The organism is Muricoccus roseus (genome assembly GCF_900141905.1).
Taxonomy (GTDB): Bacteria; Pseudomonadota; Alphaproteobacteria; order Acetobacterales; family Acetobacteraceae; genus Roseomonas; species Roseomonas rosea.
In genome coordinates, this window is sequence record NZ_FQZF01000008.1 from 105,375 (window position 1) to 129,784 (window position 24,410).

A 24,410-nucleotide genomic window follows, 5' to 3' on the forward strand; every position below is an offset into this window, starting at 1 on the left:
CTCCCCTGCTTCCCGGGCCCCCGCCCGGAGAACAGCGCTAGAACAGCTTCACCAGCCCCTTGTCCAGAATTTCCTCGGCCCGTTGCAGGTCCGGCGGGGTGGAAAGGTGGAACCAGGCGCCGTCATGCACGAGGCCGTAGAGCCGCCCCGCCTCGATGGCGCGCATCCAGGGGCCCATGAGGCCGAAGCGGCCGGCCTGGGTCCCATCCAGCAGGCGAGGGTGGAGGATCTGCACCCCCGCATAGATGTAGGGGGCAATCTCCCGCTCCTTCGGCCGGCGCAGGCGGCCGAGCGGGTCGAGCAGGAAGTCGCCCAGCCCCACCTCGCCTTCCACCGTGGCAGAGCGGGCCATCAGCAACAGCCCGTCCATCCGCTCCTCGTCGAAGGCGGCGGCGAGGCGGCGCAGCGCGGGCACCGGGCCATCGAGCCAATAGGCGTCGCCATTCACCACGGCGAAGGGCGCGGGCCCCAGCAGCGGCAGGGCGTTGCGGATGCCGCCGCCGGTTTCCAGCAGCTCCGGCTCCACCACCACCTGGCAGCGGGGCTCCGTCCGCCCCTCGCAGGCGGCGACGATCTGCGGGGCGAGGTGGTGGGCGTTCACCACCACCTCCCGCATCCCGGAATCGGCCAGCCGGTCCAGCGCATGGTCCAGCAGGGACCGGCCGCGGAGCGCGAGGAGGGGCTTCGGCGCGGCCTCGGTCAGCGGGCGCATCCGCGTCCCGAGCCCGGCCGCCAGCACCATGCCATGGGTGGGGCGGATCATGCGGCGGGTTCCATCTGGGGATTGGCCCCTTGGGGATTGGCGCGCAGCCTGCGCGGCACGTGTTCGTCGAGAAAGGCCGCGAGCGGCGCCGTGGCCGGGTGCCGCAGCGCCTCGTCCAGCAGGCGCCAGCAGCGCGGGCCGTGGCGGAGGTAGTGCGGCTTCTTGTCGCGCCGGTCCAGACGCACCCAGAGCGCCGCGACCCGCAAATGCCGCTGGGCAGCCATGGCCGCCGTGGCGGCCTCGAACGCCTCCCGGTCCAGCCCGGGGCGGGCGGCGAGGTATCGGGCGGTGGCGGCCTGCCGCACCGCCGGCGGCACGTCGCGCCGCGCATCCTGCAGCAGGCTCACCAGGTCATAGGCGGGGTGGCCCTGCCCGGCATCCTGGAAGTCGATGATCCCGACCGAGGCCGGCCCCGGGCGGCCCGGCAAGGGCAGGAGATTGGCGGGGAAATAGTCCCGGTGGACGAAGGAGCCCGCCCCCTCGAACGGGGCGAGCATGGCGCGCATGGCGGCCTGGAACGCGGCCCGCTGGGCCCCCGTGGGCTCCGCGCCCAGGGCGGCGGGCCACCACCAGTCCAGGAAGGTGGCGGCGGTGGCGCGGGCCATGGCCTCGCCCTCCCAGGCCGGCAGGCCGGGCGGCGGCGGGGCGGCATGCAGCGCCGCCAGCGTCTCGGCCGCGGCGAGGTAGAGCGGCATCGGCTCGGCCCCCGCATCCAGCAGCGTGGCATGGGTGGGCTCGCCCAGGTCCTCCAGCAGCAGCAGGCCGGCCGGCGGGTCGGCCGCCAGCACCTCGGGCGCCGAGAGGCCGAGGCGGCGGAGATGGGCGGCAATGGCCATGAAGGCGCGAAGGTCGGCCTCGGCCGAGGGCAGGCCCACGGCCGCCGCGCCGGAGCCGTCCATCAGCAGCGCCGGGCGTGGCCCGCCGGTCAGGCGGAGATAGCGGCGATGCCCGGCATCGCCCGGAAGCGGCGCGCGGGCCGCCGCGGCATAGCCATGGGCGGCGAGGAAGAGATCAGGGCTCATGCGAGGGCCGCCAGGGCGTTCAGGCGGGCATCGTCCCAGCCCGCCAGGGTGACAGATCGGGCCTCCCCTCGTCCCTCTGGCGCCTCGGCCGGGGCGAGGGTGACGCGCAGCGCGTCGCGCGGGGCGTAGCGGCCGAGCCGGTCCGGCCATTCCACCAGCACGATCCCGTCCCGCGCCTCCTCCCAGCCCAGCTCCGCCAGGGCATCGGGCCCCTCCAGCCGGTAGAGGTCCATGTGATGGGCGGTGACGCCCGGCAGCTCATAGGACTGCACCAGGGTGAAGGTCGGCGACGGCACCTCCAGCCCCGGATCGCCCGCCGCCGCGCGGAGGAAGGCCCGGGCGAAGGCGGACTTCCCGGCGCCGAGCGGGCCATCGAGCAGGATGGCGTCCCCGGGGCGGGCCAGCCGGGCGGCGCGGGCAGCAAGCGCGCCGGTCGCCGCCTCGTCGGGCAGGGAAAAGGTGATCGGGGCGGTCATGGGCGCCCCAATCTGCCCTCCCGCCCCCGGGCGGGGCAAGCGGGCCGGGGGCAAGCGGGCGAAACCCCGCCGCCCCCCTCTGGTTAGCACGGCATGGGCGGCCGGAGCGCCGCCGCCACAGAGAGGGATCCCCCACCATGCGTCTCGTCCGCGCGGCCCTGATGCCGATGCTGCTCCTTGCCACCCTGGCCGCCTGCACGGGCAACGACCGTAGCTTCGGCGAGCGCGTGCGCGACACGGTGGACCCGCCGAGCGGGCCGGTCGAGGCGACCGGGCGGGCCGTGGACCGGGCGGTGGACCGGGTGCGGCCGAACTGACGGTGCCGGGGGAGGCCCGCCTCCCCCAACCGAAAGGGGGGGTTCCGGGGGAAGCGCCGCGTCCCCCCGCGGCCTCCCCCGCCTTCCCCCCCCTGGAAACGCGCTGTATCACGCCTCCCCTGACCGCTGACGGGGACGCGCCGCACCCATGACCGCGCATATCGAGACCGATGTCGCCATCATCGGCGCAGGCCCCGCCGGGCTCTTCGCCGTGTTCGAATGCGGCATGCTCCGGATGAAATGCGTGGTGATCGACGCGCTGGAGGCCATCGGCGGCCAGTGCTCGGCCCTCTATCCGGAGAAGCCGATCTTCGACATCCCGGCCCATCCCCGCATCGCCGGCGCCGACCTGATCGACCAGCTGGAGAAGCAGGCCCAGCCCTTCTCCCCCATCTACCTCCTGGGCCGCCGGGTGGAGCGGCTGCTGGAGGAGGATGGCGATTTCATCCTCGGTACCAGCCAGGGTGACAGCGTGCGCGCCAAGGCCGTGATCCTCGCCGCCGGGGCCGGCGCCTTCGGCCCGAACCGCCCGCCGCTGGAGGAGCTGGAGCGCTACGAGGCCTCGGGGGCCGTTCGCTACATGGTCTCCCGCCGGGAGGACTTCCGCGGCAAGCGGGTGGTCATCGCGGGCGGTGGCGATTCGGCGGTGGACTGGGCGCTCTCGCTCAAGGAGATCGCGGCGAAGGTGACGGTGGTGCACCGCCGCCCCAAGTTCCGCGCCGCGCCGGAAAGCGCCGCCCAGATGGATGCCGCCGCCGCCAAGGGCGAGCTGGAGCTGGCCATCCCCTACCAGCTGCACGGGCTGAAGGGCGACGGCAGCACGCTCACCCATGTCACCCTGGCCACGCTGAAGGGAGAGGAGCGCGACGTGGAGGCGGACCACCTCCTCGCCTTCTTCGGCCTTTCCATGGAGCTGGGGCCGATCGCCGAATGGGGCCTCGGCATGGAGCGCAGCCACGTGACCGTGGCGCCCGCCACCTGCGAGACCTCGCGCCCCGGCATCTTTGCCATAGGTGATGTCGCGACCTACCCCGGCAAGCTCAAGCTGATCCTGCAGGGCTTCTCCGAGGCCGCGATGGCGGCGCATGCCATCCATCCCCGCGTCCATCCGGGCGAGGCGCTGCATTTCGAGTATTCCACCTCCAAGGGGGTTCCGGCGCATGGCTGAGCAAGGGGCTGAGCAAGGGGTGGACGGCAGGCTCGTCATCGGGACGAAGCGCTACTCGTCCTGGTCGCTGCGCGGCTGGCTGGCGGTGCATCTTGCCGGGCTGGATGTGGAGGAGGTGCTGATCCCGCTTGCCGGGGGCGGCGGGACCAAGGCCATCAAGGCGGCCACCCCCGCCGGACTCGTTCCCTATCTCGAGCACAAGGGTGCCCGGATCTGGGAGAGCCTGGCCATCGCCGAGTACTGCGCGGAATTCGCGCCCGCCCTCTGGCCGGAGGACCGCATTCCGCGCGCCCTGCTGCGCAGTGCGGCCGCGGAGATGCATGCGGGCTTCCGGGGCCTGCGCATGGCGATGCCGATGAATCTGGGCCGGGACTTCACCGGCCGCGGCGCGACGCCCGACGCGCTGGCCGATATCGCCCGCATCGAGACGGTCTGGGCGCAATGCCTGGACGCCACCGGCGGGCCCTTCCTGCACGGCGCCGCCATGGGCGTGGCGGATACGATGTATGCGCCGGTCGTCGCCCGGCTGATCACCTATGGCCCCGCCATCTCGCCGCGCAGCAAGGCCTATGTGCAGGCGGTGCGCGCGCATCCGCTGGTGGCCCGCTGGTATGACGAGGCGGCGCGGGAGCCTGAGGAGTGGCTGCTGCCGCATTACGAGGCCGGGCCCGCCGCCTGAGCGACCGGCCGATGCGCACGGCCTCCGGCCTCGACCATCTCGGCGTCTGCTCGCGCGATGCGGCGGCGTTGTGGGACACCTATGAGCGGCTCGGCTTCGCGCTGACGCCCATCGCCCGGCAGTCGCGCGGCGATGAGCCGCTCGGCACCGCCAATCGCTGTGCCATGCTCCGGCGCGGCTATATCGAGCTCCTGGCCATCCTCGACCCGGCCCTGCCGGATAATGGGCTGGGCGCGATGCTCGACCGCTTCGAGGGCACGCGCATCCTTGCCCTGGGAATGACCGATTCGCAGGGGAACCTGGAACGGTTGCGGCGGGCGGGCCTGGAGATTCCGGGCATCGCCCCCCTGTCCCGCCCCGTGGAGCCCGGCGGCCCGGTCGCGCGCTTCGAGCGCCTGCCGTTGCCCGAGGCCCCGGAAGGGCGGGTGCAGCTCGTGCGTCACCTGACGCCCGAGGCGATCTGGCAGGAGCGTTGGATGCAGCACCCGAACGGCGCCACGGAATTGCGCGCCGCCATCATCGTTTCGGACAGCCCGGCCGAAAGCGCCGCGCGGCTCTCCCGCCTCGCCGGCCTGCCGCTGGAGCCCGACCCGGCCGGCGGCTTCGCCCTGCCGCTGCCGGATGGCGCCGTGGTGCGGATGCTCTCGCCCGCAGTGGCCGCCGAAATCCTCCCGGGGGTCCGCCCCCCCGTCCTGCCCGCGGTGATGGGCATGGTGGTCGGCGTCGCCGACCCCGCGGCGACGCGGGCCGCCCTGTCGGGCGTGATGCGCGTGGAGGTTCCGGCCGGCGTGATGGTCCCACCCGAAGAGGCGGCAGGCTGCGCGGTGGTCTTCTCGGCATGAGGCGACCCAGCGCCCTGCGGCGCTCCATCGAGACCTATTACGCCCCAGGCCGGGACGAGGCGCTGGACCGCTTCCTCACGCGGTTCCTCGGGCCCGGGGAGCTGGGCTTCGATATCGGCGCCCATGTCGGCGACCGCACGGCGAGCTTCCGCCGCCTGGGCGCCACCGCCCTCGCGGTCGAGCCCCAGCCCCGCCTGCTCCGGCTGCTGCGCTGGCTGTTCCGCCAGGACGAGGCGGTGGCGATCGTCTCCGCCCTGGTCGGCGCGGCACCGGGCGAGGCCGTGCTGCGGCTGAACACGGGCAACCCCACCGTCGCCACGGCCTCGGACGCCTTCGTGGCCGCCGCCGATGGCGCGCCGGGCTGGGAGGGCCAACGCTGGGACCGGGAGATCGCCTGCCCCGTCACCACCCTGGACGCGCTGGCGCTGACCCACGGCACCCCGCATTTCATCAAGCTGGACGTGGAGGGCTACGAGGCCGAGGCCCTGGCCGGCCTCTCCTTCGCGCCGCGCGCCCTCTCCTTCGAGTTCACCACCATCCAGCGCGGCGTCGCGGCCGAATGCCTAGCCCGGCTCGCGGCCCTGGGCCCCTACCGCTTCAACGCCTCGCTCGGCGAGACGCTGTCCTTCGCCCTGCCAGCCCCGGTGGAGGCCGAGGCGATGCGGGACTGGATCGAGAGCCTGCCCCACGCCGCGAACAGCGGGGATGTCTATGCCAGCCTCGACCCGGCGCGGGTCATGCCCTGATGCGCTTCGAGGCCTTCGTCCCGCATCTCGGCTTCGCCGCGCTGCTGGCCCTGCTCTCCGCCGCCGTGGTCCGGCTGATGATCGCCTATCCCATGCTGGACGACCCGGCCCGGCGCGCGGCCACCGCGCATAAGGTGCCCACGCCCAAGGGCGGGGGGCTGGGCATCGTCGCCGCCTTCGTGGCGGGGATGGTGGTGCTCTACGGCACGGCGCGCTTCGCGCGCATCGCCGATCCGGAATTCGTCGGCACCATCCTCGCGGCCCTCGCCATCGCGGGCGTGGCGCTGGCGGACGACCTTCGCGACTTCCGCTTCGTGGTGAAGCTGGCCGCCCAGGCTGGCGCCGCGCTGGTCGCCATGGCCAGCGGGCTGGTGGTGACGCGCCTCGCTCTGCCCTGGATCGGGGTGGTGGATCTCGGCATCGCGGGTCCGCTGCTGACGCTGTTCTGGATCGTGGCCTGCACCAATGCCGTGAACTTCATGGATGGGATGGACGGGCTGGTCGGCGGGTCGCTGCTGGTCGCCTGCGCCTCGCTCTGCATCATCGCGGCGGGGCAGGAGGCCTGGTTCGTCTATGCGGCGGCGCTGTTCCTCACGGCCGGGCTGGTCGGCTACCTGCCCTTCAACATCCATCCCGCGCGCATCTTCATGGGCGATGTGGGAAGCCAGTTCCTCGGCTTCGTCATGGCCGTGCTGGCGGTGGCCTGCGCGCGCTTCGACACGGCGCAGCTCTCCTTCCTGATCGTGCCGCTGCTGCTCTTCGCGCATCTCTTCGACACGGGCTTCACCCTCGCCCGCCGGATCGCCATGGGGGAGCGGCCGAGCACGCCGCACCGGACGCATCTCTACCAGATGGCCCAGCGCTCCGGCCTTTCGGTGCACCGGGTGGCCGCCATCCACGGCGCCTTCGTGCTGTTCCAGGCGGCGCTCGCCCTCGCCTTCCCGCATCTGGCACCCGCGGTGAAGCCGCTGATCGTGCTGCCGCCGCTCGCCATCCAGCTTCTCTGGCTGGCCTATGTCGCGCGCCGCGTGCGGCGGGCCGGGCTCAGTTGGCGGGCGGGCTGACCACCTCGATGGTCATGGGGCGGTCCTCCATCCCCACCCATTGCTCGGAGCGCCAGACGGCCCCGGTTTCCGCATCGGCCCAGTAGCGGTTCACGAAGCGGGCGCCGCCGCCGCAACGCTCCTCCACGAACAGCCCCTCCGGCACACGGGCGGCCTTCATCCGGCATTCCAGCGCCACGCCGAAGCGCATCCGGCCGGGGTCCCTGCTCGACGGGGAGAGGTCCACCACCCGGCGGGCCATCGCCGGCCGCTCGGCCAGGGCGGTCACGTCGTCCAGCGGGTCCGGGCTGTCGAAGCGCGTGGCGGCCAGGTTGGTGGCCGTGCCGGCTGTCGCCACCACCCGCGCGCCATCGGTCGCCAGCACCGTGCCATCATCGGAGCGCCACATGCGCTGCTCGCCATTGCCCTGGATCATCGTCATCACCTTCCGCTGGGTGCCATAGGTGACGAGCAGGGTCGGGCCACTCGTGACGCCGACCTCCACCTCCTCCAGCACGCCTGCGGGCGGGTCGTAGCGGCGCGGCGGCAGGCCGTCCTGGATGGGCGGCAGAAAGACGCTGGCCCGGAGCGCGTTCTCGGCCGAACGGCCCAGCTCGGCCATGTCCGGCATCCCGCAGGCGGCGGGGAGGAGAAGGAGCAGGAGGGGCAGGCGGCGCATCGCGGATGAGGATAGGGGCAGGCAGGCCCGAACGCATCACTGAATCGTGATGCCATCCAGCAAAACGCTCAGGCTGCGCCTCAGAGCACCTCGATCGCGCTCAACCCCGCCGCCAGGGCGGCCCGCAGGTCCGGCGGAGACAGGGCGATGCAGCCCTCGGTCGGCGCGTAATCGGGCCGCGCCACATGCAGGAAAATGGCGCTGCCGCGGCCCCGCACCACCGGGCCGTCGTTCCAGCCCAGCACCCCGACGATGTCGTAGAGGCCGTCCTCCCGCCACATCACCTCGTGCCGGCCGGCATAGGGAAGCGTGACCGGGCGGTTATAGGCGGGGTCAGCCGGATCGTCGCACCAGCCGTCCGAAGGGCCGATCGGCTCCACCGGCACGGCGCAAACCGGCGCCCGGCCCCGATCCGCGCGATAGAGCACGCGGCGCAACGGCATCAGCGCGCGTGGGGTGGCGCCATCACCCTCCTGCTTCTCCCCGCGAATGCCGCCACGGCCGATCGCGCAGCGGAAGCGGTCGCACAGCAGGACGAGATGCTGGCCTTCGAGGCGGGCAATGGTCATGGCCGCCTTCCTGAGCCCGGGAAGGTGCCGCGGGCAAGCCCTGCGATGAAGGCGGGGCTGGTTCCTGGGCTGATGGTCTGTCCCGGGGAGAGGAAGAAGGAATTCTTCCTCTCCCCGGTCCCGTCGAAGGCAGTGCCTTCGACCCATCATCTTTTTCTTCGAGTTTGGAATCACGGGTCTGGCGGTGCGCCTGAGGCCGATGACCTCAGGCGAGTGCAAACGCAGAATGGACACCCTGCAACCAGAGACCCCTTCGATCCGGGGTATCCACGGCAGTCAGACGGGGTTCCAAGGGCCTCAGGCCCTTGGCGGGTCGAGGGCAGAGCCCTCGTCTCGAGGCAAGACAATCCCCTTCAGGCGCAATTCGCCTGCATCTGTTCCTGATAGGCGGTGCGGGCGCGGGCGATGGTGGCGGGGTCTGCTGTTTGTCCCCAGGCGAGGAAGGCGGTGGGCTGGTCCCGGCCGTTGGCAATGGCCTGGAGCGTGCCGACGAAGCCCGTCACCTCCAGCATGGCCGAGGCGACGCTGCCGAGGAAGCCGACGGGGCCGCTGATGGCGGTGCTGACCAGGATGCGGGCGGCGATGGGGGCGGCACGGCCGGTCGCCTCCCGGTAGATCGTGCCGACCCCCGGCATGTGCTGCAGCGGGTTCAGCGATTCCAGAAGCTCGTCGAAGGTGGTCTCGACCGGCATCGGCACCGCCTCGTCGCTGGAGAGCGGCGGGCCGCCATCGGGCGCGGGGCGCGTGCCGCCGTAGACGCGGCCGGCGAACATGCCCCAGCCCTCGGGGGAGGCGGTGTTCGGGACGATGGGGTTCACGGGTGCCACTCCAGCCGTCTGTACGGCTGGCCTGGCGCAAGCGGCGTGCCGCTTAACCCATGAGATGGCCGAATCGCGACTTCTTCGTCTCCAGATAGGCGTCGTTCACTCCATTGGCGGCGAAGAGGTGCGAGACACGGCCTTCGACACGGATTCCGCAGGCGGCCAGGCCGGCCAGCTTGTCTGGGTTGTTGGTCAGCAGCCGCACCCCGTGGATTCCAAGCGCCTCCAGCATCGTGGCCGCGACCCGGAAGTCGCGCTCGTCGGCGCCGTAGCCGAGAGCGCGGTTAGCATCGAGCGTGTCGAGCCCGGAATCCTGCAGCGTATAGGCGCGCAGCTTGTTCACGAGGCCGATCCCCCGCCCTTCCTGGGCCAGGTAGAGCAGGACGCCGCCGCCCGGCTCGGCCGCCATGCGGGCGATGGCGCCGCGCAGCTGGGGGCCGCAGTCGCAGCGCAGGCTGCCCAGCAGGTCGCCGGTAAAGCATTCGGAATGGATGCGGCAGAGCGGCGCCTCGGCCGTCTCCGGCTGGCCGACCAGGATGGCGAGGTGCTCGATCCCGCCATCGGCGGCGCGGAAGGCGGCGATCCGGGCCTCCGGCGCGTCCTCCAGCGGCACGCGGGCCTCGGCCACGCGCACGAGGCTGGCCGCGGCGGATACGGGGTAGGCCAGCACATCCGCGACCGTGACCGGGAGCAGGCCCAGCCGGGCGGTGGTGGCGGCAGAAGCCGGGGCGGCGACGAGAGCCGGCAGCAGCCGCCCGATCTTGGCCAGGGTGATGGCGGCAGGCGGCAGGGCCTGGGCGAAGCCCGGCGCGGGCACGATCTGCGGTGCCTCGGGCAGCAACTGCTCCGCCACGGGGTCGGCCAGGCGGCGAAGCTGCTCCGGGGCGAGCAGGGCGGGGGAGAGGCGCAGCGCCACCGGCACCTCCTCCGGCGCTGGCGGGGCGGAAACCGGGCGGGAGAGCACGGCGGCGGCGCGCGGGGCGGAAAGCAGCAGCACCGGGGCGGCCAAAGCGGCCTCGGCCAGCTCGGCCAGGCCGCGGGCGCCGACCGTTTCGGCAGCGGCCAGGATCAGCGACTCGCCGCCGCCCTCCAGCAGCACCGGCGTCCCCCGGCGCAGCTCGGAAACAGCCCGGTGCACCGCCCGCATCCCGGCGATGCGCGGATCCACCGCCCGGCCGAGTCGGGCAAGCCCTGTGGGGCCCGCCGGCTGGGTGCTGATCGAAGCTTCGGCCATACCGTCCACTCTTCCCCCCGTCGCGGCGTTCGGCCCGGGTCTGTGGCCGGTCCGGCACCCGAGCCTACCCCTCTACGGACCAGAGCGGCGATTGGATGCGCGGCCAATATGGGATGCCTGCCGTGGCGGAAAGGGGGCAGTTGCGGCTCCGATCAGGGGTTCCGCACGAAAAGGAGAGCCGAAGCCTTGCCGCTACGGCCTGATTTGCCCCATATCCGCAAACTCACAGCTCCGGGATTCCCGCTTCGGCGGGCGATCCCGTGACAGGCCTTCAAACGGGAGGGTGCATGTCGGACCCCCGTCCGATCCTGATCGTGGACGACGACCCGGCGCTGCGCGCCACCCTGTCGGAGCAGCTCGCCGTAGAGGGGGAGTTTGCCCCGCGCGAGGCTGGCACGATGGCCGAGGCGGGCAAGATCCTGATGGAGGACAGCGCGCGTTTCGACGCCGTGCTGCTCGATATCGGCCTGCCGGATGGCGATGGCCGTGACCTCTGCGCCGAGTTGCGGCGGCAGGGCGTCAAGGTGCCGATCATCATGCTGACCGGCGCGGATGCCGAGCAGGACGTGGTGCGCGGCCTCGACTCCGGCGCGAACGACTACATCGCCAAGCCGTTCCGCATCATGGAACTGCTTGCGCGGCTTCGCGCACAGCTTCGCGGCTTCGACAATTCCGAGGACGCGGTCTTCGTGATCGGGCCCTACACCTTCCGGCCCTCGGCCAAGATGCTCCAGGACCCGGCGCGCAACCGCCGGATCCGGCTGACCGAGAAGGAATGCGCGATCCTGAAGTTCCTCTACCGCGCCGGCGGCCGGCCGGTGGGGCGGCAGATCCTGCTGAACGAGGTGTGGGGCTACAACGCCGCCGTCACCACGCACACGCTGGAGACGCATATCTATCGGCTGCGCCAGAAGATTGAGCCGGATCCGGCGACCGCCTCCCTGTTGCTGACGGAGGGCGGTGGCTACCGACTCGACCCGCAGGCCGGCCGCGCGGCCGCCTGAGACCGATCCGCAGGATCAAGAAAGAAGGCCGGGGAGAACCTCTCCCCGGCCTTCTTCGTCTCTGCAGCCCAGTTCAGCGCCCCGGCTGAGGGCCCCGGCTCAGCGCGATGTGGCCGGCTTGGCCGGAGCCATGGGCAGGGCGCCGCTGGCGCGGAGGGCGGGGATGAGGATGGGTCGGACCATGGTGGGGGGCTCCTGTCGATCGGCGTGAGAACGGGGGCGCTCGGCCCCGGGTTGCGGCCGGCGTGCCGGGCCCGTGCTACCGCCCGGGCAGCCAGACGCGCATGACGGTGCCCTGCCCGACCGTGCTGTCGATCAGCAGCTGCCCGCGATGGTGGCCGACAATGTGCTTCACGATGGCCAGGCCCAGCCCCGTGCCGCCGGCATTCCGCGCCCGGCCCGCATCCACCCGGTAGAAGCGCTCGGTCAGGCGCGGGATGTGCTCGCGGGCGATGCCCGGCCCATCATCGGCCACGCGCAGCAGCACGCCGGGGGCGAGCCCGCCCTCCGGCGCTGCCAGGGTGCGGACCGAGAGCTGCACCGTGCCGCCCTCCCGCCCGTGGCGCACCGCATTCTCCAGCAGGTTCCGCAGCACCTGGGCGAGCTGGCCGGGGTCAGCGGGCACCGCCGTCGCGGGGGCCAGGTCCATCTGCAGGGTCACGTTCCGGGTGGCCAGGATGGGCGCCATGGCGGCGGCCTCGTCCCGCGCCAGCGCGTCCAGCCGCGCCTCGCCCTGCGGTGCCTGGTGCTCCGTCATCTCGATCCGGGAGAGGCCGAGCAGGTCCTCGATCAGCCTTCGCATCCGGTCCGCCTGGTCGGCGATGATGGCGAGGAAGCGGGTGCTCGCCTCCACATCCCCGGCGGCCGGGCCGCGCAGCGTCTCCACGAAGCCGATGATGGAGGCCAGCGGGGTGCGCAGCTCATGGCTGGCATTGGCCACGAAGTCGGCCCGCATCCGTTCCGCCGCGCGGGCCTGGGTGCGGTCGGCCAGCACCACCAGCAGGCGGCCGCCATCGGCCAGCGGAGGGTCGAGCGGGATGACCTGGGTGGAAAGGTCGCGCGCCACCGGCACGGGCAGCACCGCCTCGGCCGATTGCGGCGTGCCCTGCGCCAGGGCGCGGTCCACCGCGCCGGCGATCCGGGGGTGGCGCAGGAAGGCGGCGGTATCGGCCGTGCGCCCCTCCGGCCCCTCGCCCGGGCTGGTGCCGAAGAAGCGGCGGGCGGCGGCATTGGCGCGCAGCACCCGGCCATCCTCCGCCAGGACGAGGAGGGGGTCGGGCAGCGCCTCGACGATGGCGGCATCCGCGCGCCGCAACCGGCTCAGCTCCGCCTCGCGCGCTGCCAGGCTGCGGGTCAGGCGGGCTGCCGATTCGGCCACCCGGGCCGCCGCCGGCAGCAGGGGCTCATGCGGCGGGACGACCCGCCCCTCCGCAGCGGCGCGGAGATCGGCCTCCAGCCCCGCCAGGGTGCCCAGCCAGGCACGGGCGAGGATCAGCGCGGCAAGAGCCGTGGCGAGCAGGCCCACGCCCACCGCCGCCGGGTCGGCGCCGGCGGCGAGAAGCAGCAGCAGGGCGGCGGCGGGAACGCCGCCGATCAGCCCCGCGACGCGCAGCAGGGCCGGCCAGGTGGGGCTCAACTTGGCCGCCGGGTCAGGAACCGGCGGCGCCCGGCAGCAGGGCTGGCTCCACCACCTGCGGCTCGGCGCCCGGAGTCAGGGCATAGACGGCCAGGGCGCGCTGCACCTGCCCGTTGGGCAGCAGGCGGAAGGCGCCGTCCGCGCCTTGCAGCGGCTCGCCCAGCGGCAGGGCGGCCGGGGCCATCGGGTCGCCGCCGCGCACGCTGCGCACCGCGGCCGAGGTGGCGTCATAGGCGGTGGCGGCGAGGCGCGGCGGACGCTCCCCGAAGGCAGCCGCGTAGCGCGTCTCGAAGCCGTTCCGGGCCGCGGGGTCGGGGCCGGGCACCCAGGCGCCGGCCAGGGCGGGTTCGTTCGCCAGCGAGGCGTCCCCGGCCCAGAGCACCGTCCCGGCCACGCGCAGGGGCGGGCTGGCCAGGCCGGCGCCGGCCAGCGCCGAGGCCATCTCCCGCGCCTGCGGGCCGCCCTCGGCGAGGATGAGGAGGCCGATCGGCTCGGAACCGGCCTGGGCGGCGATCTGCCCGGCCGCCTGGGGCCGGGAGGCGCCGGAGGGATAGGTAACGATCGCGGGCGCGGAGAGCCCGGCCTCGCGGGAGGCATTCCGCAGCGCGGAGGCGAGGCGGCTGGTGAAGGCGCCGTCCGGCCCGGCGAGCCCGATGCGGCGGATGCCGGCCGATTGCGCCGCGGCAACCAGGCGCCGCACCTGCTGCGAGGGGGTGACGCCGGTCACCCAGACGCCGCTGCCGCCCTGGTCCACGTCATTGGTGAAGGCGAGCACCGGCACGCCGGCGGCGCGGGCCTGGCCCGCCGCGGCGGCGGTCTCCGGCCCGGTGAGCGGGCCGACCACCACCCGGGCGCCGTCCGACAGCGCGGAGCGCACCGCCTCCGAGGCACCGCCGGGCGAGCCGGTCGTGTCGCGCGGCACCAGCTCCACCCCGCGCGCGCCGGAATCGAACAGGGCGAGGGTGGCGGCGTTCAGCATGGCCGGGCCGAGTGCGCCCTGCGGGCCGCTCATCGGCAGGAGAATGGCCACCTTGGTGTTGGTGGGGCCGGCGGGCGGCTGCGGCGCCCCCAGGCCTCCGGCGCCGCCGAAAAGGGGCGCGGCAGGGCGGCCATAGCCCCCCTGCGGGGCTTGCGGCGCGCAGGCCGCGAGGCCCACAAGCGCCGCCAGCGCCAGGGCGGCGCCGAAGCGGGAGGCGTGCCGTGCAGGGCGAGGAGCGGTTGGGGCCGGGGCCCGGACAGGACGAGGATCCACGCGAGGCCCCTTCTGGTAGCGGCGGATCATCCGCCGGAATGGCCCCGGGTTTATGGCTGGTCGCCACCCCCATCGGCAACCTGGGGGACCTCTCACCCCGCGCGGTCGTGACCTTGCGGGGCGCGGACCTCATCCTTTGCGAAGACACGCGGGTGACGGCGCCGCTGCTGGCGCGCCACGGAATCGCCGCCCCGCTGCACGCCCTGCACGACCACAACGAGGCCGGCGAGGTGCCGCGCCTGCTGGAGCGGCTGCGCGGCGGGGCAAGGCTCGCCCTGGTTTCCGACGCTGGCACGCCGCTGGTCAGCGACCCCGGGTTCCGCTTGGCCCGGGCAGCGATGGAGGCGGGACTGTTCGTTTCCGCCGTGCCCGGGCCGAATGCGGCGGTGATGGCCCTCACCCTCTCCGGCCTGCCGCCCCTGCCCTTCCTCTTCATGGGCTTCCTGCCTCCGAAGGAGGGGGCGCGGCGCGAGGCCATCGCGCGGCTGCGGGCGGCGGAGGGGGCCGGGCTTTCGGCCACGCTGGTCTTCTTCGAGGCGCCGCACAGGCTCGCCGAATGCCTTGCGGCCCTGGCCGAGGGCTTCGGAGGGCGCCCCGCCGCCGTGGCGCGGGAACTGACGAAGCGCTTCGAAGAGGTGCGGCGCGATTCGCTGCCGGCGCTGGCCGCGCATTACGCCAGCCATGCCGCGCGCGGGGAGATCGTGGTGGTGGTGGGGCCCGCCGAGGCCGATGCGCCCAGCGGGGCCGAGGAAGTGGACCGCCGCCTGCGGGACGCCCTGGCCGCCGGTCAGTCCCTGCGCGATGCCGCCGCCATGGTCGCCGCCTCCACCGGCCTGCCGCGCCGGCAGGTTTATGCGCGGGCGCTGGAAATGGGGCGCGAGGAGGGGTGAAGGGACCGCCCTCTGTTGCCTTCCCCCCCGCCACGCCCTAGCCAGGGCGGCGGATTTCGAGAGAGGCCGCATTGAGCGACGAGTTGGCATCCCCGGCGCTGCACACCGAGCCGGCGCCCGCCGTGCTGGACATTCCCGTCATCCTCTTCGCCTTCAACCGGCCCGACTACCTCGAGCGCGTCTGCGCCTCCCTGCTGAACCAGCGCGGCGTCAGCCTCGATCCGCGGCGGGTCTTCCTGTTGCAGGATGGCGCCGTCTCCGCCCGCAGCGGGCTGCGCTATGCCGAGGATGCGGAGGTGGAAGCCTCCATAGCCGCCTTCCGAAAGCACTTCCCGCGCGGGCAGGTGGCCGCGGCGCGTAGCAATATCGGCATCGCGGCCAATATTCGCCGCGGCGAGGTGCTGGCCTTCGAGGCACTGGATGCCGACTGCGCCTATTTCTTCGAGGACGACCTGGAGCTCGGCCCCGAATACCTGCGCATCATGGGAGAGCTGCGCGCCCTTTCCGACCGCGACCCGCGCGTGGGCTACTTCGCCGCCTATGGGGACCACCAGGCGCAGCCGCCGGGCCCGGAGGCCTGGCTGACCATGCTGCAGCATCATTGGGCCTTCGGCCTGCGGCGCGAACCCTGGCGGCGGCTGAAGGAGTGGCTGGCGCCCTATGACCGGATCCTGGAGGGATCGGACTACGCCTACCGCGACCATCTCGCGATCTTCCGCTGGATGGAGGGCCTGGAGGTGGCGGGTGGCTTCTCCTCCCAGGATGCGGCGAAGACGCTGGGCTGCAACGCGCTGGGCATCGCCCGCGTGATGACCGATGTCTGCTTCGCCCGCTACATCGGGGCCCAGGGCGCCTCCTTCCGCGACGATAAGTTCCGGGAGATGGGCTATGACCGGATGAACTGGGTGGAGGGGCCGCAGCACCACCTGGCCGCCGGCGTGGACACCCAGGTCAACGGCATCATCGCCGACCCGCGCAAGCGCCACGAGAAGTACCGCGAGGTGCGGCTGGCCAAGCTGCTGGAGGACCAGTTCCGCACCCGGCTGGAACGCGACCGGCCGGCGACGCGGGAGGACGTGGTCGCCCTCTACCGCTACCTGCTGGACCGGGTGCCCGAGGACGAGGCCGTGGAGTCCCTCGCCGGACGCCATTCCGTGCGGCAGGTGCGGGAGATCCTGCTGACGAGCCGGGAGTTCCGCGGCCGCAACCCGCTGCCGCGGAACGGCTGAGCCGCGCTACTCGAAGGCGGGCGCGACGAGCAGCCCGCCATCCACCGCAAGGCGGTTCGGCCCGCCCGCGCGCGGGATCTGCACGCGGGCGCCGGGGCCGAGGTTGCGCTCGTAGATCTCGGCGTAGTTCCCCACCTGGCGAATGGCCTCATAGGCCCAGGAATCGGACAGGCCGAGCATACGCCCCAGCCCGCCTTCCGCGCCGAGCATCCGGCGCGTCTCGGGATGGGTGGAAGTGGCACGGAGCTGCTCGGCATTCGCCGAGGTGATGCCGCGCGCCTCGGCCCCGATGAGCGCGTTCAGAGTCCAGCGCACGATATTGGCCCATTGGCCGTCGCCCTGCCGCACCACCGGGCCGTTCAGGGCGCTGGTGATGGTCTCGGGGAGGATCACATGCGCCGCGGGGTCCTGCATGGCGCCCAACCGGGCCTGCAGGGTGGAGCGGTCGGTGGTGTAGGCGTCGCAGCGGCCGGACTCATAGGCAGCCACGGCCTGGGGCGCCGTCTCGAACACCACGGGGCTGAAGCCGATGCCGCGGGCGCGGAACCAGTCCGCCAGGTTGCGCTCCGTGGTGGTGCCGGACTGGGTGCAGATCGTCGCATCCCGCAGCTCGGAGACATGGGCGACGCCGAGGGCCTTCCTCACCATGAAGCCCTGGCCGTCATGGAAGGTGACGCCCACGAAATGCAGGCCCAGCGCCGCATCGCGCGAGAGCGTCCAGGTGACGGAGCGGGAGAGCAGGTCCACCTCCCCCGACTGGAGCTGGGGGAAGCGGGCGACGGGGGTGGCGGGGGCGAAGGTCACCTTTTCCGCATCGCCCAGGACGGCGGCGGCCAGGGCGCGGCAGAAGTCCACGTCCAGCCCCTGCCAGCGGCCATTGCTGTCGGCGGCGAAGAAGCCGGGAAAGCTCTCCCCCACGCCGCAGAGGATGCGGCCACGGGCCCGGACCGTGTCGAGCGTCGCCGACGAGGCCTGCCCGGCCGCGCCGAGGGCGATGGCCGCCAGGGTGAGGCCGGCCGCGAGGGCCCTGGTCGCTGCGCGCTTCATCGTGATCCCCGTCGCATGGCCCATGGGCGCGATTCCAGGGCCAATCGAAGCACCGGCACGGCGGGGCGCCAAGCGGGGGGCTTCCGCGGCGCAGCATCTCCGCCCAACTTGCGCGTCAGGCTGGACAACCAGGCTGACAGGCTGAACAGGTGCCCGCATGAACGCTCCGACCGATCCCTCGCGGCTGAAATTCGGCATTGGCCAGCCGGTCTCCCGCAAGGAGGACCCGGTGCTGCTGCGGGGCGAAGGGCGATACAGCGACGACCTCTCCCTGCCCGGCCAGGCCCATGCGGTGATGGTCCGCAGCCCCTACGCGCATGGGATCATCCGCGGGATCGAGACGGCCGAGGCGGCCGCCATGCCGGGCGTGCTGGTCATCCTCACCGGGCATGAGCTGACCGCGGCCGGGATCGGCCCCATGCCGGTGACGGTGGGGCAGAAGAACCGCGACGGCAGCCCGGCCCGCACCCCGATCCAGCCCGTCCTGACCACGGACAAGGTGCGCTTCGTCGGCGACCCCGTGGCCATGGTGGTGGCCGAGACCGCCAAGCAGGCGCGCGACGCGGCGGAGATGGTCGCGCTCGACATCGACCCCCTGCCTGCCGTGACCGAGGCACGGGACGCCGTCGCCCCCGGGGCGCCGCTCCTCTACGACGACATCCCCGGCAACGAGGTGGTGGACTTCCACTATGGCGACGCGGAGGCGGTCGCGGCGGCCTTCGCCGGCGCGGCGCATGTCACGAAGCTCGCCATCCGCAACAGCCGCGTCGTCGTCTCGCCGATGGAGCCGCGCTCCGCCCTCGCGACCTTTGAGGAGGGCCGCTACGTGCTGCGCATGGGCAGCCAGGGCGTGTTCGGCATGCGCGGCAACATCGCCAAGGTGATGGGGGTGGAGCCGAAGGACCTGCGCGTGCTGACCGGCAATGTCGGCGGCTCCTTCGGCATGAAGTCCAGCGTCTATCCCGAATACCCGGCGCTGCTGCTGGCCGCGAAGCGGCTGGGCCGGCCGGTGAAATGGACGGATACCCGCTCGGAGAGCTTCCTTTCGGACAGCCACGGGCGGGACCATGACTTCGAGGCGGAGCTGGCCCTGGACGCGGAGGGGCATTTCCTCGCGCTGCGCCTCACGGGCTTCGGCAATCTCGGCGCCTATATGAGCAACGCCACGACGCTGCCCTCCACCGGCAACACGGTGAAGAACGTGATCGGCGTGTACCGCACGCCGCTGCTGGAGGTCTCCACGCGCTGCGTCTTCACCAACACGACGCCCGTGGGCGCGTATCGTGGCGCGGGGCGGCCCGAGGGCAACTACTACATGGAGCGGCTGGTGGACACGGCCGCGCGGGAGATGGGGATCGACCGCGTGGAGCTGCGCCGGCGCAACCACATCCGGCCGGACCAGATCCCCTATGATGCGCCGTCCGGCATGCATTACGACAGCGGCGACTTCCCCGCGATCCTGGAGGAGGCGCTGGCGGCGGCGGATTGGGACGGCTTCCCGGCCCGGCGTGCCGAGGCCCGCAAGCAGGGCAAGCTGCGCGGCATCGGCATCGGCCACTACCTCGAGGTGACGGCGCCGCCCTCGAAGGAGATGGGCGGCATCCGCTTCGACGAGGATGGCGGCGTGACCATCCTCACGGGCACGCTGGACTACGGGCAGGGCCATGCCTCGCCTTTCGCGCAGGTTCTGGTGGACCGGCTCGGCATTCCCTTCGAGCGGATCCGCCTGCAGCAGGGCGACAGCGACCTGCTGATCGCGGGCGGCGGCACGGGCGGCTCGCGCTCCCTGATGGCGAGCGGCACCGCCCTCTCCACGGCGAGCGCGATGGTGATCGAGAAGGGGCGCAGGATCGCGGGCCAGGCGCTGGAGGCGGCCGCGGAGGATATCGAATTCTCGGATGGCCGCTTCGTCATCGCGGGCACGGATCGCGGCATCGGCATCCTGGAGCTGGCGGCGCAGGCGCGCGCCATGCCGGGCCTGCCCGAGGATCTCCGCTCCCTCGATGTCTCCACCACCGACCAGTACGAGGATTCCGCTTTCCCCAATGGCTGCCACATCGCCGAGGTGGAGATCGACGAGGAGACGGCCGAGGCGCAGGTGGTCCGCTACGTCACGGTGAACGATTTCGGCGTGCTGGTGAACCCGATGCTGGTGGCCGGGCAGGCCCATGGCGGCATCGTGCAGGGCATTGGCCAGGCGCTGACGGAGCAGACGGCCTATAGCGAGGACGGGCAGCTCCTCAGCGGCTCCTACATGGATTACGGCCTGCCGCGCGCGGAGCACGCGCCCTTCCTCGGCTTCAACAGCCACCCCGTGCCAGCCCGCACCAATGCGATCGGCGCCAAGGGCTGTGGCGAGGCGGGCTGCGCGGGCGCGCTGCCGGCGGTGATGAACGCGGTGGTGGATGCGCTGGCCGAGCGCGGCGTGCGGCATGTGGACATGCCCGCGACCCCGCAGCGGCTCTGGTCCATCCTGAACGAAGGGGTTTCGGCATGATCGTCCTCGTCACCGGCGCGACGGCGGGCTTCGGCGCGGCCATCGCGCGCCGCTTCGCGCAGGACGGCGCGCGCATCATCGCAGCCGGGCGCCGCGCGGAGCGGCTCGAGGCACTGCGGGCCGAACTGGGCACCGACAAGGTGCTGCCTGTGGTGCTGGACGTGCGCGACCGCGAAGCCGTGGCCCGCGCGGTGGAGGGACTGCCGGCGGAATGGGCCGGGGTGGATGTGCTGGTGAACAATGCCGGCCTCGCCCTCGGCCTCTCGCCCGCGCAGGAGGCGAGCCTCGATGACTGGGACGCGATGGTGGACACCAATGTGAAGGGGTTGATCTACCTGACCCGCGCGGTGCTGCCAGGGATGATCGCGCGCGGGCGCGGCCATGTGGTGAATATCGGCTCCACCGCGGGCGAGTGGCCCTATCCCGGCGGCAATGTCTATGGCGCCACCAAGGCCTTCGTCCGCCATTTCAGCCTCAACCTGCGCGCCGACCTCTACGGCACGCCGGTGCGGGTGACCGATATCGAGCCCGGCCTGGTGGGCGGCACGGAGTTCAGCAAGGTGCGCTTCCACGGCGACGATGCGAAAGCCGCCTCGGTCTATGACGGCGCCGAGGCCCTGACGCCGGAGGACATTGCGGATGCCGTGCACTGGGTTGCCTCGCGGCCGGCCCGGGTGAACGTCAACACACTGCAGGTGATGCCGGTGGCGCAGAGCTTCGGGCCGCTGCGCGTCCATAAGCCCGGGCGCTGATCCGCCCGGCGGGCCGGCCCTTCCGGGCCGGCCCCCTTGCCGCCTCAGGCGGCCCGCACCTCGGAGAGAAACTGGCCAACTTCGGCCGATAGCTTCTCCGAACTTTGGGACAGTTCCGCCGCCGCCGCCAGCACCTGGGCGGAGGCCGCGCCGGTCTCCCCCGCATTGCGGCGGACATCGCTGATGTTGCGCGTCACCTCCTCCGTCGCCTGGGCGGTGGATTGCACCGCGCGGGCAATCTCGCCGGTGGCTGCGCTCTGCTCCTCCACCGCGGCGGCGATGCTGACGGTGATGGCGCTCACATCCTCGATGATGGCGGTGATCGCCTGGATCGCCTGCACCGTCTCGGCCGTGGAGGACTGGATGCCGCTGATCTGCGCGCTGATCTCCTCCGTCGCCTTGCTGGTTGCCTGGGCCAGGCTCTTCACCTCGCTGGCGACCACGGCGAAGCCCTTGCCGGCATCGCCGGCGCGGGCAGCCTCGATCGTCGCGTTCAGCGCCAGCAGATTGGTCTGGCCGGCGATGCTGGTGATGAGGTTCACCACCTCCCCGATCTTGGCGGCGGAGGAGGCCAGGCCACGCACCGTGGTGTCGGTGGTGCGGGCGTTCTGCACGGCGCGGTTCGTCACCTCGGTCGCCTGGGCGACCTGGCGGCTGATCTCGCCGATGGAGGCCGAGAGCTCCTCCGTCGCGGTGGCCACGGTCTGCACGCCGCTGCTGGTGGAGGTGGCGGCGTTGGAGACGGTGCCGGCCTGCGCATCGGTCTGCCTGGCGAGCTGGGACATGGATTGCGCCGTCGCCTCCAGCTCCGTGGAGGCGGAGGCGAGATGGCCGGTCAGCGACTGGACGGTGCCCTCGAAGCCCCGGACCAGGTCGCCCAGCCGTTCGGCGCGCCGCGCCTTGGCCGCCTGCTCCTCAGCCTGGGCCTCCGCCAGCCGCCGTGCCTCGATGGCGTTGCTCTTGAACACGTCCAGCGCGCGGGCGAGCGCGCCGATCTCGTCGCCGCGCTCCTTGCCGATGACTTCCACCTCCAGGTCGCCGTCGGCCAGGCGCCCCATAGCGCCCGTCATGCCCTGCAGCGGGCGGCTGACCTGCGCGCGGACGATCCAGAGCAGCAGGAGCGCGACCAGGCCTAGCCCGCCGACGGCGGTGGCGATCAGCAGCGTCTGTGCACGGGCGGCATTCTCCTCGGCGGCCTCCGTCAGGGTTCGAATATCCCGCTGATTGACCTCGACGACGAAGTCCATCCCCTCCATGACCTTGAGACGGGCCTGGCGCGCATCCGTGATGGAGACCCTGATCGCCTCCTCCCTCTGGCCAGCCTGGGCCAGGGACATCACCCGCGCGACAGCGGCGTCATAGGCCGCCAGTTCGCGCTGCGCCTCCTCGATCCTCGGCCGGCGGCCCGGCGTGGCGATGCTGACGACCTGCTCCATCCGCTTGCTGCTCTCCGACATGCTCTCGCGGAACAGCTGCATCCGGCGCTGGATCCCCTCCGGCGTGGTTTCAAGAAGGGCATTCTTCTCCTCCGTGGCCGCGCGGTTCACGAAGGCGCTGACGGCTAGGGCGTTCGTAAGGCGTGGCGTGCGGATCCGCGTGAAGTCCTTGTTCAACGCCGTCAGGTCGCTCATGGCGTTCAGCGCGTAGACGATGATCCCCGCCGAGATCGCGATCATCAACAGGCCCGCGATGGCGACCTTCGTGCCGATGCCCTGTCCTTCGATCCACCGTTTCATGACTCGCTCCTGAGTGCCACCCGCTCCGTCACGCGCGGCGTGGCGAGGCGTCGGTCATCAAGACTGCGACATGCCGGTTAAAAGAGCGTTCGGCAGAGGCCCCCACTGGAAAGTTGTGACGGAAGGCGCGCCCGTCCTACCGCAGCAACACCGGCAGGATCGCATCCAGCCGAAGCCGGCCCTCCATGGTCGCCTGCAGCCGCCCGTCCGGCAGCCAGCGCAGATAGCCCTCCTCCATCAGCGCATCGAGCATCGCGCGATCGACCACCGCGTCGAAGTCCAGCCCGCTGCGCCGGGCGATGCGGGCGGGGTCGATGCCTTCGGAGAGGCGCAAGCCCATCAGCATCGCCTCGCGCCCGCGCTCCACGGGGGTGAGTGCCTCCTCCTCCACCCGGGCATGGCCGTCGCGCTCCACGCGTTCCAGCCAGATCTCGGGTGCGCGGTGGCGGCGCGCCGCCAGCACCCCTTCCCCCCCCGGGCCATCCACCGTCAGGCGTTGATGCGCCCCGGCGCCGATCCCGAGATAATCGGCATAGCGCCAGTAGGCGAGGTTGTGGCGGCTCTCCGCGCCGGGCTTGGCGTAGTTGCTCACCTCGTAGGGCAGCAGGCCGAAGCGCGCCGCCTCCTCGGCCGTCGCGGCATAGAGGGCGGCGGCCTCCTCGCCCTCGGGCAGGCGGAAGGCGCCGCGGGCGTGCTCGGTCGCGAAGCGCGTGCCGGGCTCGACCGTCAGCTGGTAGAGGGAGAGGTGGTCCGCGGCGAGCGACAGGGCGCGGCGCAGCTCCTCCCGCCAGGCGGCCTCGGACTGGCCGGGGCGGGCATAGATCAGGTCGAAGGACAGGCGGGGGAAGGTGGCGCGGGCATGCTCCAGCGCCGCCACCGCCTCGCCCGCCGAATGGTTCCGGCCGAGGAAGCCCAGCGAAGCGGCATCCAGCGCCTGCACGCCGAGGGAGAGGCGGTTCACCCCCGCCGCGCGGAATGCCCGCAGCTTCCCCGCCTCCACGCTGGTTGGGTTGGCCTCCAGGGTGATCTCCAGCTCCGGCTCGGCGTCGAACAGGGCCCGGGCGCGGGCGATGAGGGCGGCCACGGCCTCGGGCGGCATGAGGGAGGGGGTGCCGCCGCCGAAGAAGATGGAGGCCAGCCGCCGCCGGCCCGCCCCCCCAGCCATGGCGCGGGCCGCCTCATGCTCCAGCTCGGCCAGCAGGGCACGGCCATGGCGCGCGGCGTCCACCCCCGGGCGGACATGGGAGTTGAAGTCGCAATAGGGGCACTTGGCGGCGCAGAAGGGCCAGTGGATGTAGAGGGCCAGCGGCTCCGCCGCCCGCGCGCCCGCCGGGCGGGCGGGCGGGGCCAGGTTCAGGGTCTCGGTCACGCGGGGGATATGGTCATGGCAGGGGGCGAAGGAAAAGCCGAAGCGGAAGGCGGCTCGGTGGCCCGCGTGCGCGCGGCCCTGCGCGCAGCCGGGCATCCGGACGAGGTGCTCGAATTCCCGGAGGGCACGCGCAGCGCGGCCGATGCGGCCGCGGCGGTGGGCTGCTCCGTGGCGCAGATCGCCAAATCCGTGATCTTCAAGGGCACCGGGCCCGACGGGGCGGAGAGGCCGGTCCTGGTGGTGGCCAGCGGCGCCCACCCCGTGGACCCGGCCAGGCTGGCCGCGCTCACCGGCCTTTCCATCGGCCGGGCGGAGGGCGCCTGGGTGCGGCAGGTGACCGGCTTCGCCATCGGCGGCGTCGCGCCCCTGGCCCATGCCACCCCGCCCGTGGTGCTGGTGGATGAGGCGCTCTTCGCGCATGAGACCGTCTGGGCCGCCGCCGGCAGCCCCCGCCATGTCTTCGCCTCCACCCCCGCGGCGCTGCTGCGGATGAGCGGCGGGACGCGGGCCGTGGTGGCGCCCGGCTGAGGCTTCACGAGCCCGCGCCGGGGCGACGGAGGGTGTAGCCAAGCGGATACAACAGGCGCAGGAAGACCGGCGCCCGAGAACGGCCCTCCCGGAGTCACGCGTCCCTGTCCG

24 protein-coding genes are annotated in these 24,410 nt (G+C 72.7%); 12 read left to right on the forward strand and 12 right to left on the reverse strand.

Annotation, left to right across the window (positions count from 1 at the left end; genetic code table 11):
- Positions 1–37 precede the first annotated feature (37 nt).
- From BUB97_RS08390 to tsaE, 3 genes are read right to left on the reverse strand one after another with little or no spacing between them, the layout of a single operon-like run.
- A complete protein-coding gene (locus BUB97_RS08390) occupies positions 38–763 on the reverse strand; it encodes a nucleotidyltransferase family protein (protein ID WP_073133568.1) in 726 nt (241 codons plus the stop codon).
- On the reverse strand, positions 760–1,785 hold the full coding sequence (locus BUB97_RS08395; RefSeq protein WP_073133570.1) for an aminoglycoside phosphotransferase family protein: 1,026 nt from the start codon (positions 1,783–1,785) through the stop codon (positions 760–762). Before BUB97_RS08395 ends, BUB97_RS08390 begins: the two co-directional genes overlap by 4 nt.
- A complete protein-coding gene (gene tsaE, locus BUB97_RS08400) occupies positions 1,782–2,261 on the reverse strand; it encodes a tRNA (adenosine(37)-N6)-threonylcarbamoyltransferase complex ATPase subunit type 1 TsaE (protein ID WP_073133572.1) in 480 nt (159 codons plus the stop codon). Before tsaE ends, BUB97_RS08395 begins: the two co-directional genes overlap by 4 nt.
- A gap of 137 nt (positions 2,262–2,398) precedes the next feature.
- Here tsaE and BUB97_RS08405 point away from each other — a divergent pair, with 137 nt between their 5' ends.
- The 6 genes from BUB97_RS08405 (at position 2,399) to BUB97_RS08430 (ending at position 7,077) form a co-directional block, all read left to right on the forward strand.
- Complete coding sequence (locus BUB97_RS08405) at positions 2,399–2,578, forward strand: hypothetical protein (RefSeq protein WP_073133574.1); 180 nt, start codon at positions 2,399–2,401, stop codon at positions 2,576–2,578.
- A 148-nt stretch (positions 2,579–2,726) separates the two neighbouring features.
- A complete protein-coding gene (locus BUB97_RS08410; RefSeq protein WP_073133577.1) occupies positions 2,727–3,746 on the forward strand; it encodes an NAD(P)/FAD-dependent oxidoreductase in 1,020 nt (339 codons plus the stop codon).
- On the forward strand, positions 3,739–4,425 hold the full coding sequence (locus BUB97_RS08415) for a glutathione S-transferase family protein (RefSeq protein ID WP_073133579.1): 687 nt from the start codon (positions 3,739–3,741) through the stop codon (positions 4,423–4,425). Before BUB97_RS08410 ends, BUB97_RS08415 begins: the two co-directional genes overlap by 8 nt.
- Positions 4,426–4,436: 11 nt before the next feature.
- Positions 4,437–5,267 carry a VOC family protein gene (locus tag BUB97_RS08420; RefSeq protein ID WP_073133582.1) on the forward strand — a complete coding sequence of 277 codons (831 nt, stop codon included), beginning with the start codon at positions 4,437–4,439 and terminating at the stop codon, positions 5,265–5,267.
- Complete coding sequence (locus BUB97_RS08425; protein WP_073133584.1) at positions 5,264–6,013, forward strand: FkbM family methyltransferase; 750 nt, start codon at positions 5,264–5,266, stop codon at positions 6,011–6,013. Before BUB97_RS08420 ends, BUB97_RS08425 begins: the two co-directional genes overlap by 4 nt.
- Positions 6,013–7,077 (forward strand): glycosyltransferase family 4 protein, encoded by a 1,065-nt coding sequence (locus BUB97_RS08430; RefSeq protein WP_073133586.1) that lies wholly within the window; start codon positions 6,013–6,015, stop codon positions 7,075–7,077. The genes BUB97_RS08425 and BUB97_RS08430 overlap by 1 nt, the downstream gene beginning before the upstream one ends.
- Here the strand turns inward: BUB97_RS08430 and BUB97_RS08435 are convergent.
- From BUB97_RS08435 to BUB97_RS08450, 4 genes are all read right to left on the reverse strand, one after another.
- Complete coding sequence (locus BUB97_RS08435; protein ID WP_073133588.1) at positions 7,058–7,735, reverse strand: YjbF family lipoprotein; 678 nt, start codon at positions 7,733–7,735, stop codon at positions 7,058–7,060. The genes BUB97_RS08430 and BUB97_RS08435 overlap by 20 nt on opposite strands.
- 80 nt (positions 7,736–7,815) lie before the next feature.
- Entirely contained in the window at positions 7,816–8,304 is a 489-nt protein-coding gene (locus BUB97_RS08440) for a L,D-transpeptidase family protein (RefSeq protein WP_073133590.1), read from the reverse strand.
- A gap of 353 nt (positions 8,305–8,657) precedes the next feature.
- Complete coding sequence (locus BUB97_RS08445; protein WP_073133592.1) at positions 8,658–9,122, reverse strand: hypothetical protein; 465 nt, start codon at positions 9,120–9,122, stop codon at positions 8,658–8,660.
- 52 nt (positions 9,123–9,174) lie between these two features.
- A complete protein-coding gene (locus BUB97_RS08450; protein WP_456306325.1) occupies positions 9,175–10,359 on the reverse strand; it encodes a GTP cyclohydrolase II in 1,185 nt (394 codons plus the stop codon).
- A gap of 287 nt (positions 10,360–10,646) precedes the next feature.
- Here BUB97_RS08450 and BUB97_RS08455 point away from each other — a divergent pair, with 287 nt between their 5' ends.
- Positions 10,647–11,363: a response regulator transcription factor gene (locus tag BUB97_RS08455; protein ID WP_073133594.1), complete on the forward strand. Its 717-nt coding sequence runs from the start codon at positions 10,647–10,649 to the stop codon at positions 11,361–11,363.
- 259 nt (positions 11,364–11,622) lie between these two features.
- Here BUB97_RS08455 and BUB97_RS08460 read toward each other — a convergent pair whose 3' ends face one another.
- Together BUB97_RS08460 and BUB97_RS08465 are read right to left on the reverse strand one after the other, a co-directional pair.
- A complete protein-coding gene (locus tag BUB97_RS08460) occupies positions 11,623–12,999 on the reverse strand; it encodes an ATP-binding protein (protein ID WP_073133596.1) in 1,377 nt (458 codons plus the stop codon).
- 13 nt (positions 13,000–13,012) lie between these two features.
- Positions 13,013–14,251: a penicillin-binding protein activator gene (locus BUB97_RS08465; protein ID WP_175562590.1), complete on the reverse strand. Its 1,239-nt coding sequence runs from the start codon at positions 14,249–14,251 to the stop codon at positions 13,013–13,015.
- 38 nt (positions 14,252–14,289) lie between these two features.
- On the opposite strand from BUB97_RS08465, the gene rsmI reads away from it, so the two are divergent.
- Positions 14,290–15,141: a 16S rRNA (cytidine(1402)-2'-O)-methyltransferase gene (rsmI, locus tag BUB97_RS08470; protein WP_073133598.1), complete on the forward strand. Its 852-nt coding sequence runs from the start codon at positions 14,290–14,292 to the stop codon at positions 15,139–15,141.
- A gap of 71 nt (positions 15,142–15,212) precedes the next feature.
- Entirely contained in the window at positions 15,213–16,370 is a 1,158-nt protein-coding gene (locus BUB97_RS08475; protein WP_245818237.1) for a glycosyltransferase family protein, read from the forward strand.
- A 6-nt stretch (positions 16,371–16,376) separates the two neighbouring features.
- On the opposite strand, the gene BUB97_RS08480 is transcribed toward BUB97_RS08475, so the two are convergent.
- Positions 16,377–17,441 carry an amino acid ABC transporter substrate-binding protein gene (locus tag BUB97_RS08480; protein WP_245818238.1) on the reverse strand — a complete coding sequence of 355 codons (1,065 nt, stop codon included), beginning with the start codon at positions 17,439–17,441 and terminating at the stop codon, positions 16,377–16,379.
- 133 nt (positions 17,442–17,574) lie between these two features.
- On the opposite strand from BUB97_RS08480, the gene BUB97_RS08485 reads away from it, so the two are divergent.
- Positions 17,575–19,914, forward strand: coding sequence for a xanthine dehydrogenase family protein molybdopterin-binding subunit (locus BUB97_RS08485; protein WP_086062015.1), 2,340 nt, complete (start codon positions 17,575–17,577; stop codon positions 19,912–19,914).
- Positions 19,911–20,666, forward strand: a complete 756-nt coding sequence (ydfG, locus tag BUB97_RS08490; protein WP_073133600.1) for a bifunctional NADP-dependent 3-hydroxy acid dehydrogenase/3-hydroxypropionate dehydrogenase YdfG — start codon at positions 19,911–19,913, stop codon at positions 20,664–20,666. Before BUB97_RS08485 ends, ydfG begins: the two co-directional genes overlap by 4 nt.
- Before the next feature lie 44 nt (positions 20,667–20,710).
- Here ydfG and BUB97_RS08495 read toward each other — a convergent pair whose 3' ends face one another.
- Together BUB97_RS08495 and hemW are read right to left on the reverse strand one after the other, a co-directional pair.
- Positions 20,711–22,402, reverse strand: a complete 1,692-nt coding sequence (locus BUB97_RS08495) for a methyl-accepting chemotaxis protein (protein ID WP_073133602.1) — start codon at positions 22,400–22,402, stop codon at positions 20,711–20,713.
- Positions 22,403–22,538: 136 nt separating this feature from the next.
- A complete protein-coding gene (hemW, locus tag BUB97_RS08500; protein WP_245818239.1) occupies positions 22,539–23,771 on the reverse strand; it encodes a radical SAM family heme chaperone HemW in 1,233 nt (410 codons plus the stop codon).
- 15 nt (positions 23,772–23,786) lie between these two features.
- Here hemW and BUB97_RS08505 point away from each other — a divergent pair, with 15 nt between their 5' ends.
- A complete protein-coding gene (locus tag BUB97_RS08505; RefSeq protein WP_073133604.1) occupies positions 23,787–24,299 on the forward strand; it encodes a YbaK/EbsC family protein in 513 nt (170 codons plus the stop codon).
- Positions 24,300–24,410: the final 111 nt, after the last annotated feature.

Bases quoted from the DNA above. Each gene is read 5' to 3' on its own strand.
- tsaE (WP_073133572.1), bottom strand. From the start codon at position 2,261: ATGACCGCCCCGATCACCTTTTCCCTGCCCGACGAGGCGGCGACCGGC.
- BUB97_RS08495 (WP_073133602.1), bottom strand. From the start codon at position 22,402: ATGAAACGGTGGATCGAAGGACAGGGCATCGGCACGAAGGTCGCCATC.
- BUB97_RS08435 (WP_073133588.1), bottom strand. From the start codon at position 7,735: ATGCGCCGCCTGCCCCTCCTGCTCCTTCTCCTCCCCGCCGCCTGCGGG.
- BUB97_RS08430 (WP_073133586.1), top strand. From the start codon at position 6,013: ATGCGCTTCGAGGCCTTCGTCCCGCATCTCGGCTTCGCCGCGCTGCTG.
- BUB97_RS08485 (WP_086062015.1), top strand. From the start codon at position 17,575: ATGAACGCTCCGACCGATCCCTCGCGGCTGAAATTCGGCATTGGCCAG.
- BUB97_RS08455 (WP_073133594.1), top strand. From the start codon at position 10,647: ATGTCGGACCCCCGTCCGATCCTGATCGTGGACGACGACCCGGCGCTG.
- BUB97_RS08390 (WP_073133568.1), bottom strand. From the start codon at position 763: ATGATCCGCCCCACCCATGGCATGGTGCTGGCGGCCGGGCTCGGGACG.
- BUB97_RS08420 (WP_073133582.1), top strand. From the start codon at position 4,437: ATGCGCACGGCCTCCGGCCTCGACCATCTCGGCGTCTGCTCGCGCGAT.
- BUB97_RS08415 (WP_073133579.1), top strand. From the start codon at position 3,739: ATGGCTGAGCAAGGGGCTGAGCAAGGGGTGGACGGCAGGCTCGTCATC.
- BUB97_RS08440 (WP_073133590.1), bottom strand. From the start codon at position 8,304: ATGACCATTGCCCGCCTCGAAGGCCAGCATCTCGTCCTGCTGTGCGAC.
- BUB97_RS08395 (WP_073133570.1), bottom strand. From the start codon at position 1,785: ATGAGCCCTGATCTCTTCCTCGCCGCCCATGGCTATGCCGCGGCGGCC.
- BUB97_RS08505 (WP_073133604.1), top strand. From the start codon at position 23,787: ATGGCAGGGGGCGAAGGAAAAGCCGAAGCGGAAGGCGGCTCGGTGGCC.
- rsmI (WP_073133598.1), top strand. From the start codon at position 14,290: ATGGCCCCGGGTTTATGGCTGGTCGCCACCCCCATCGGCAACCTGGGG.
- BUB97_RS08450 (WP_456306325.1), bottom strand. From the start codon at position 10,359: ATGGCCGAAGCTTCGATCAGCACCCAGCCGGCGGGCCCCACAGGGCTT.
- ydfG (WP_073133600.1), top strand. From the start codon at position 19,911: ATGATCGTCCTCGTCACCGGCGCGACGGCGGGCTTCGGCGCGGCCATC.
- BUB97_RS08405 (WP_073133574.1), top strand. From the start codon at position 2,399: ATGCGTCTCGTCCGCGCGGCCCTGATGCCGATGCTGCTCCTTGCCACC.
- BUB97_RS08425 (WP_073133584.1), top strand. From the start codon at position 5,264: ATGAGGCGACCCAGCGCCCTGCGGCGCTCCATCGAGACCTATTACGCC.
- BUB97_RS08410 (WP_073133577.1), top strand. From the start codon at position 2,727: ATGACCGCGCATATCGAGACCGATGTCGCCATCATCGGCGCAGGCCCC.
- BUB97_RS08480 (WP_245818238.1), bottom strand. From the start codon at position 17,441: ATGGGCCATGCGACGGGGATCACGATGAAGCGCGCAGCGACCAGGGCC.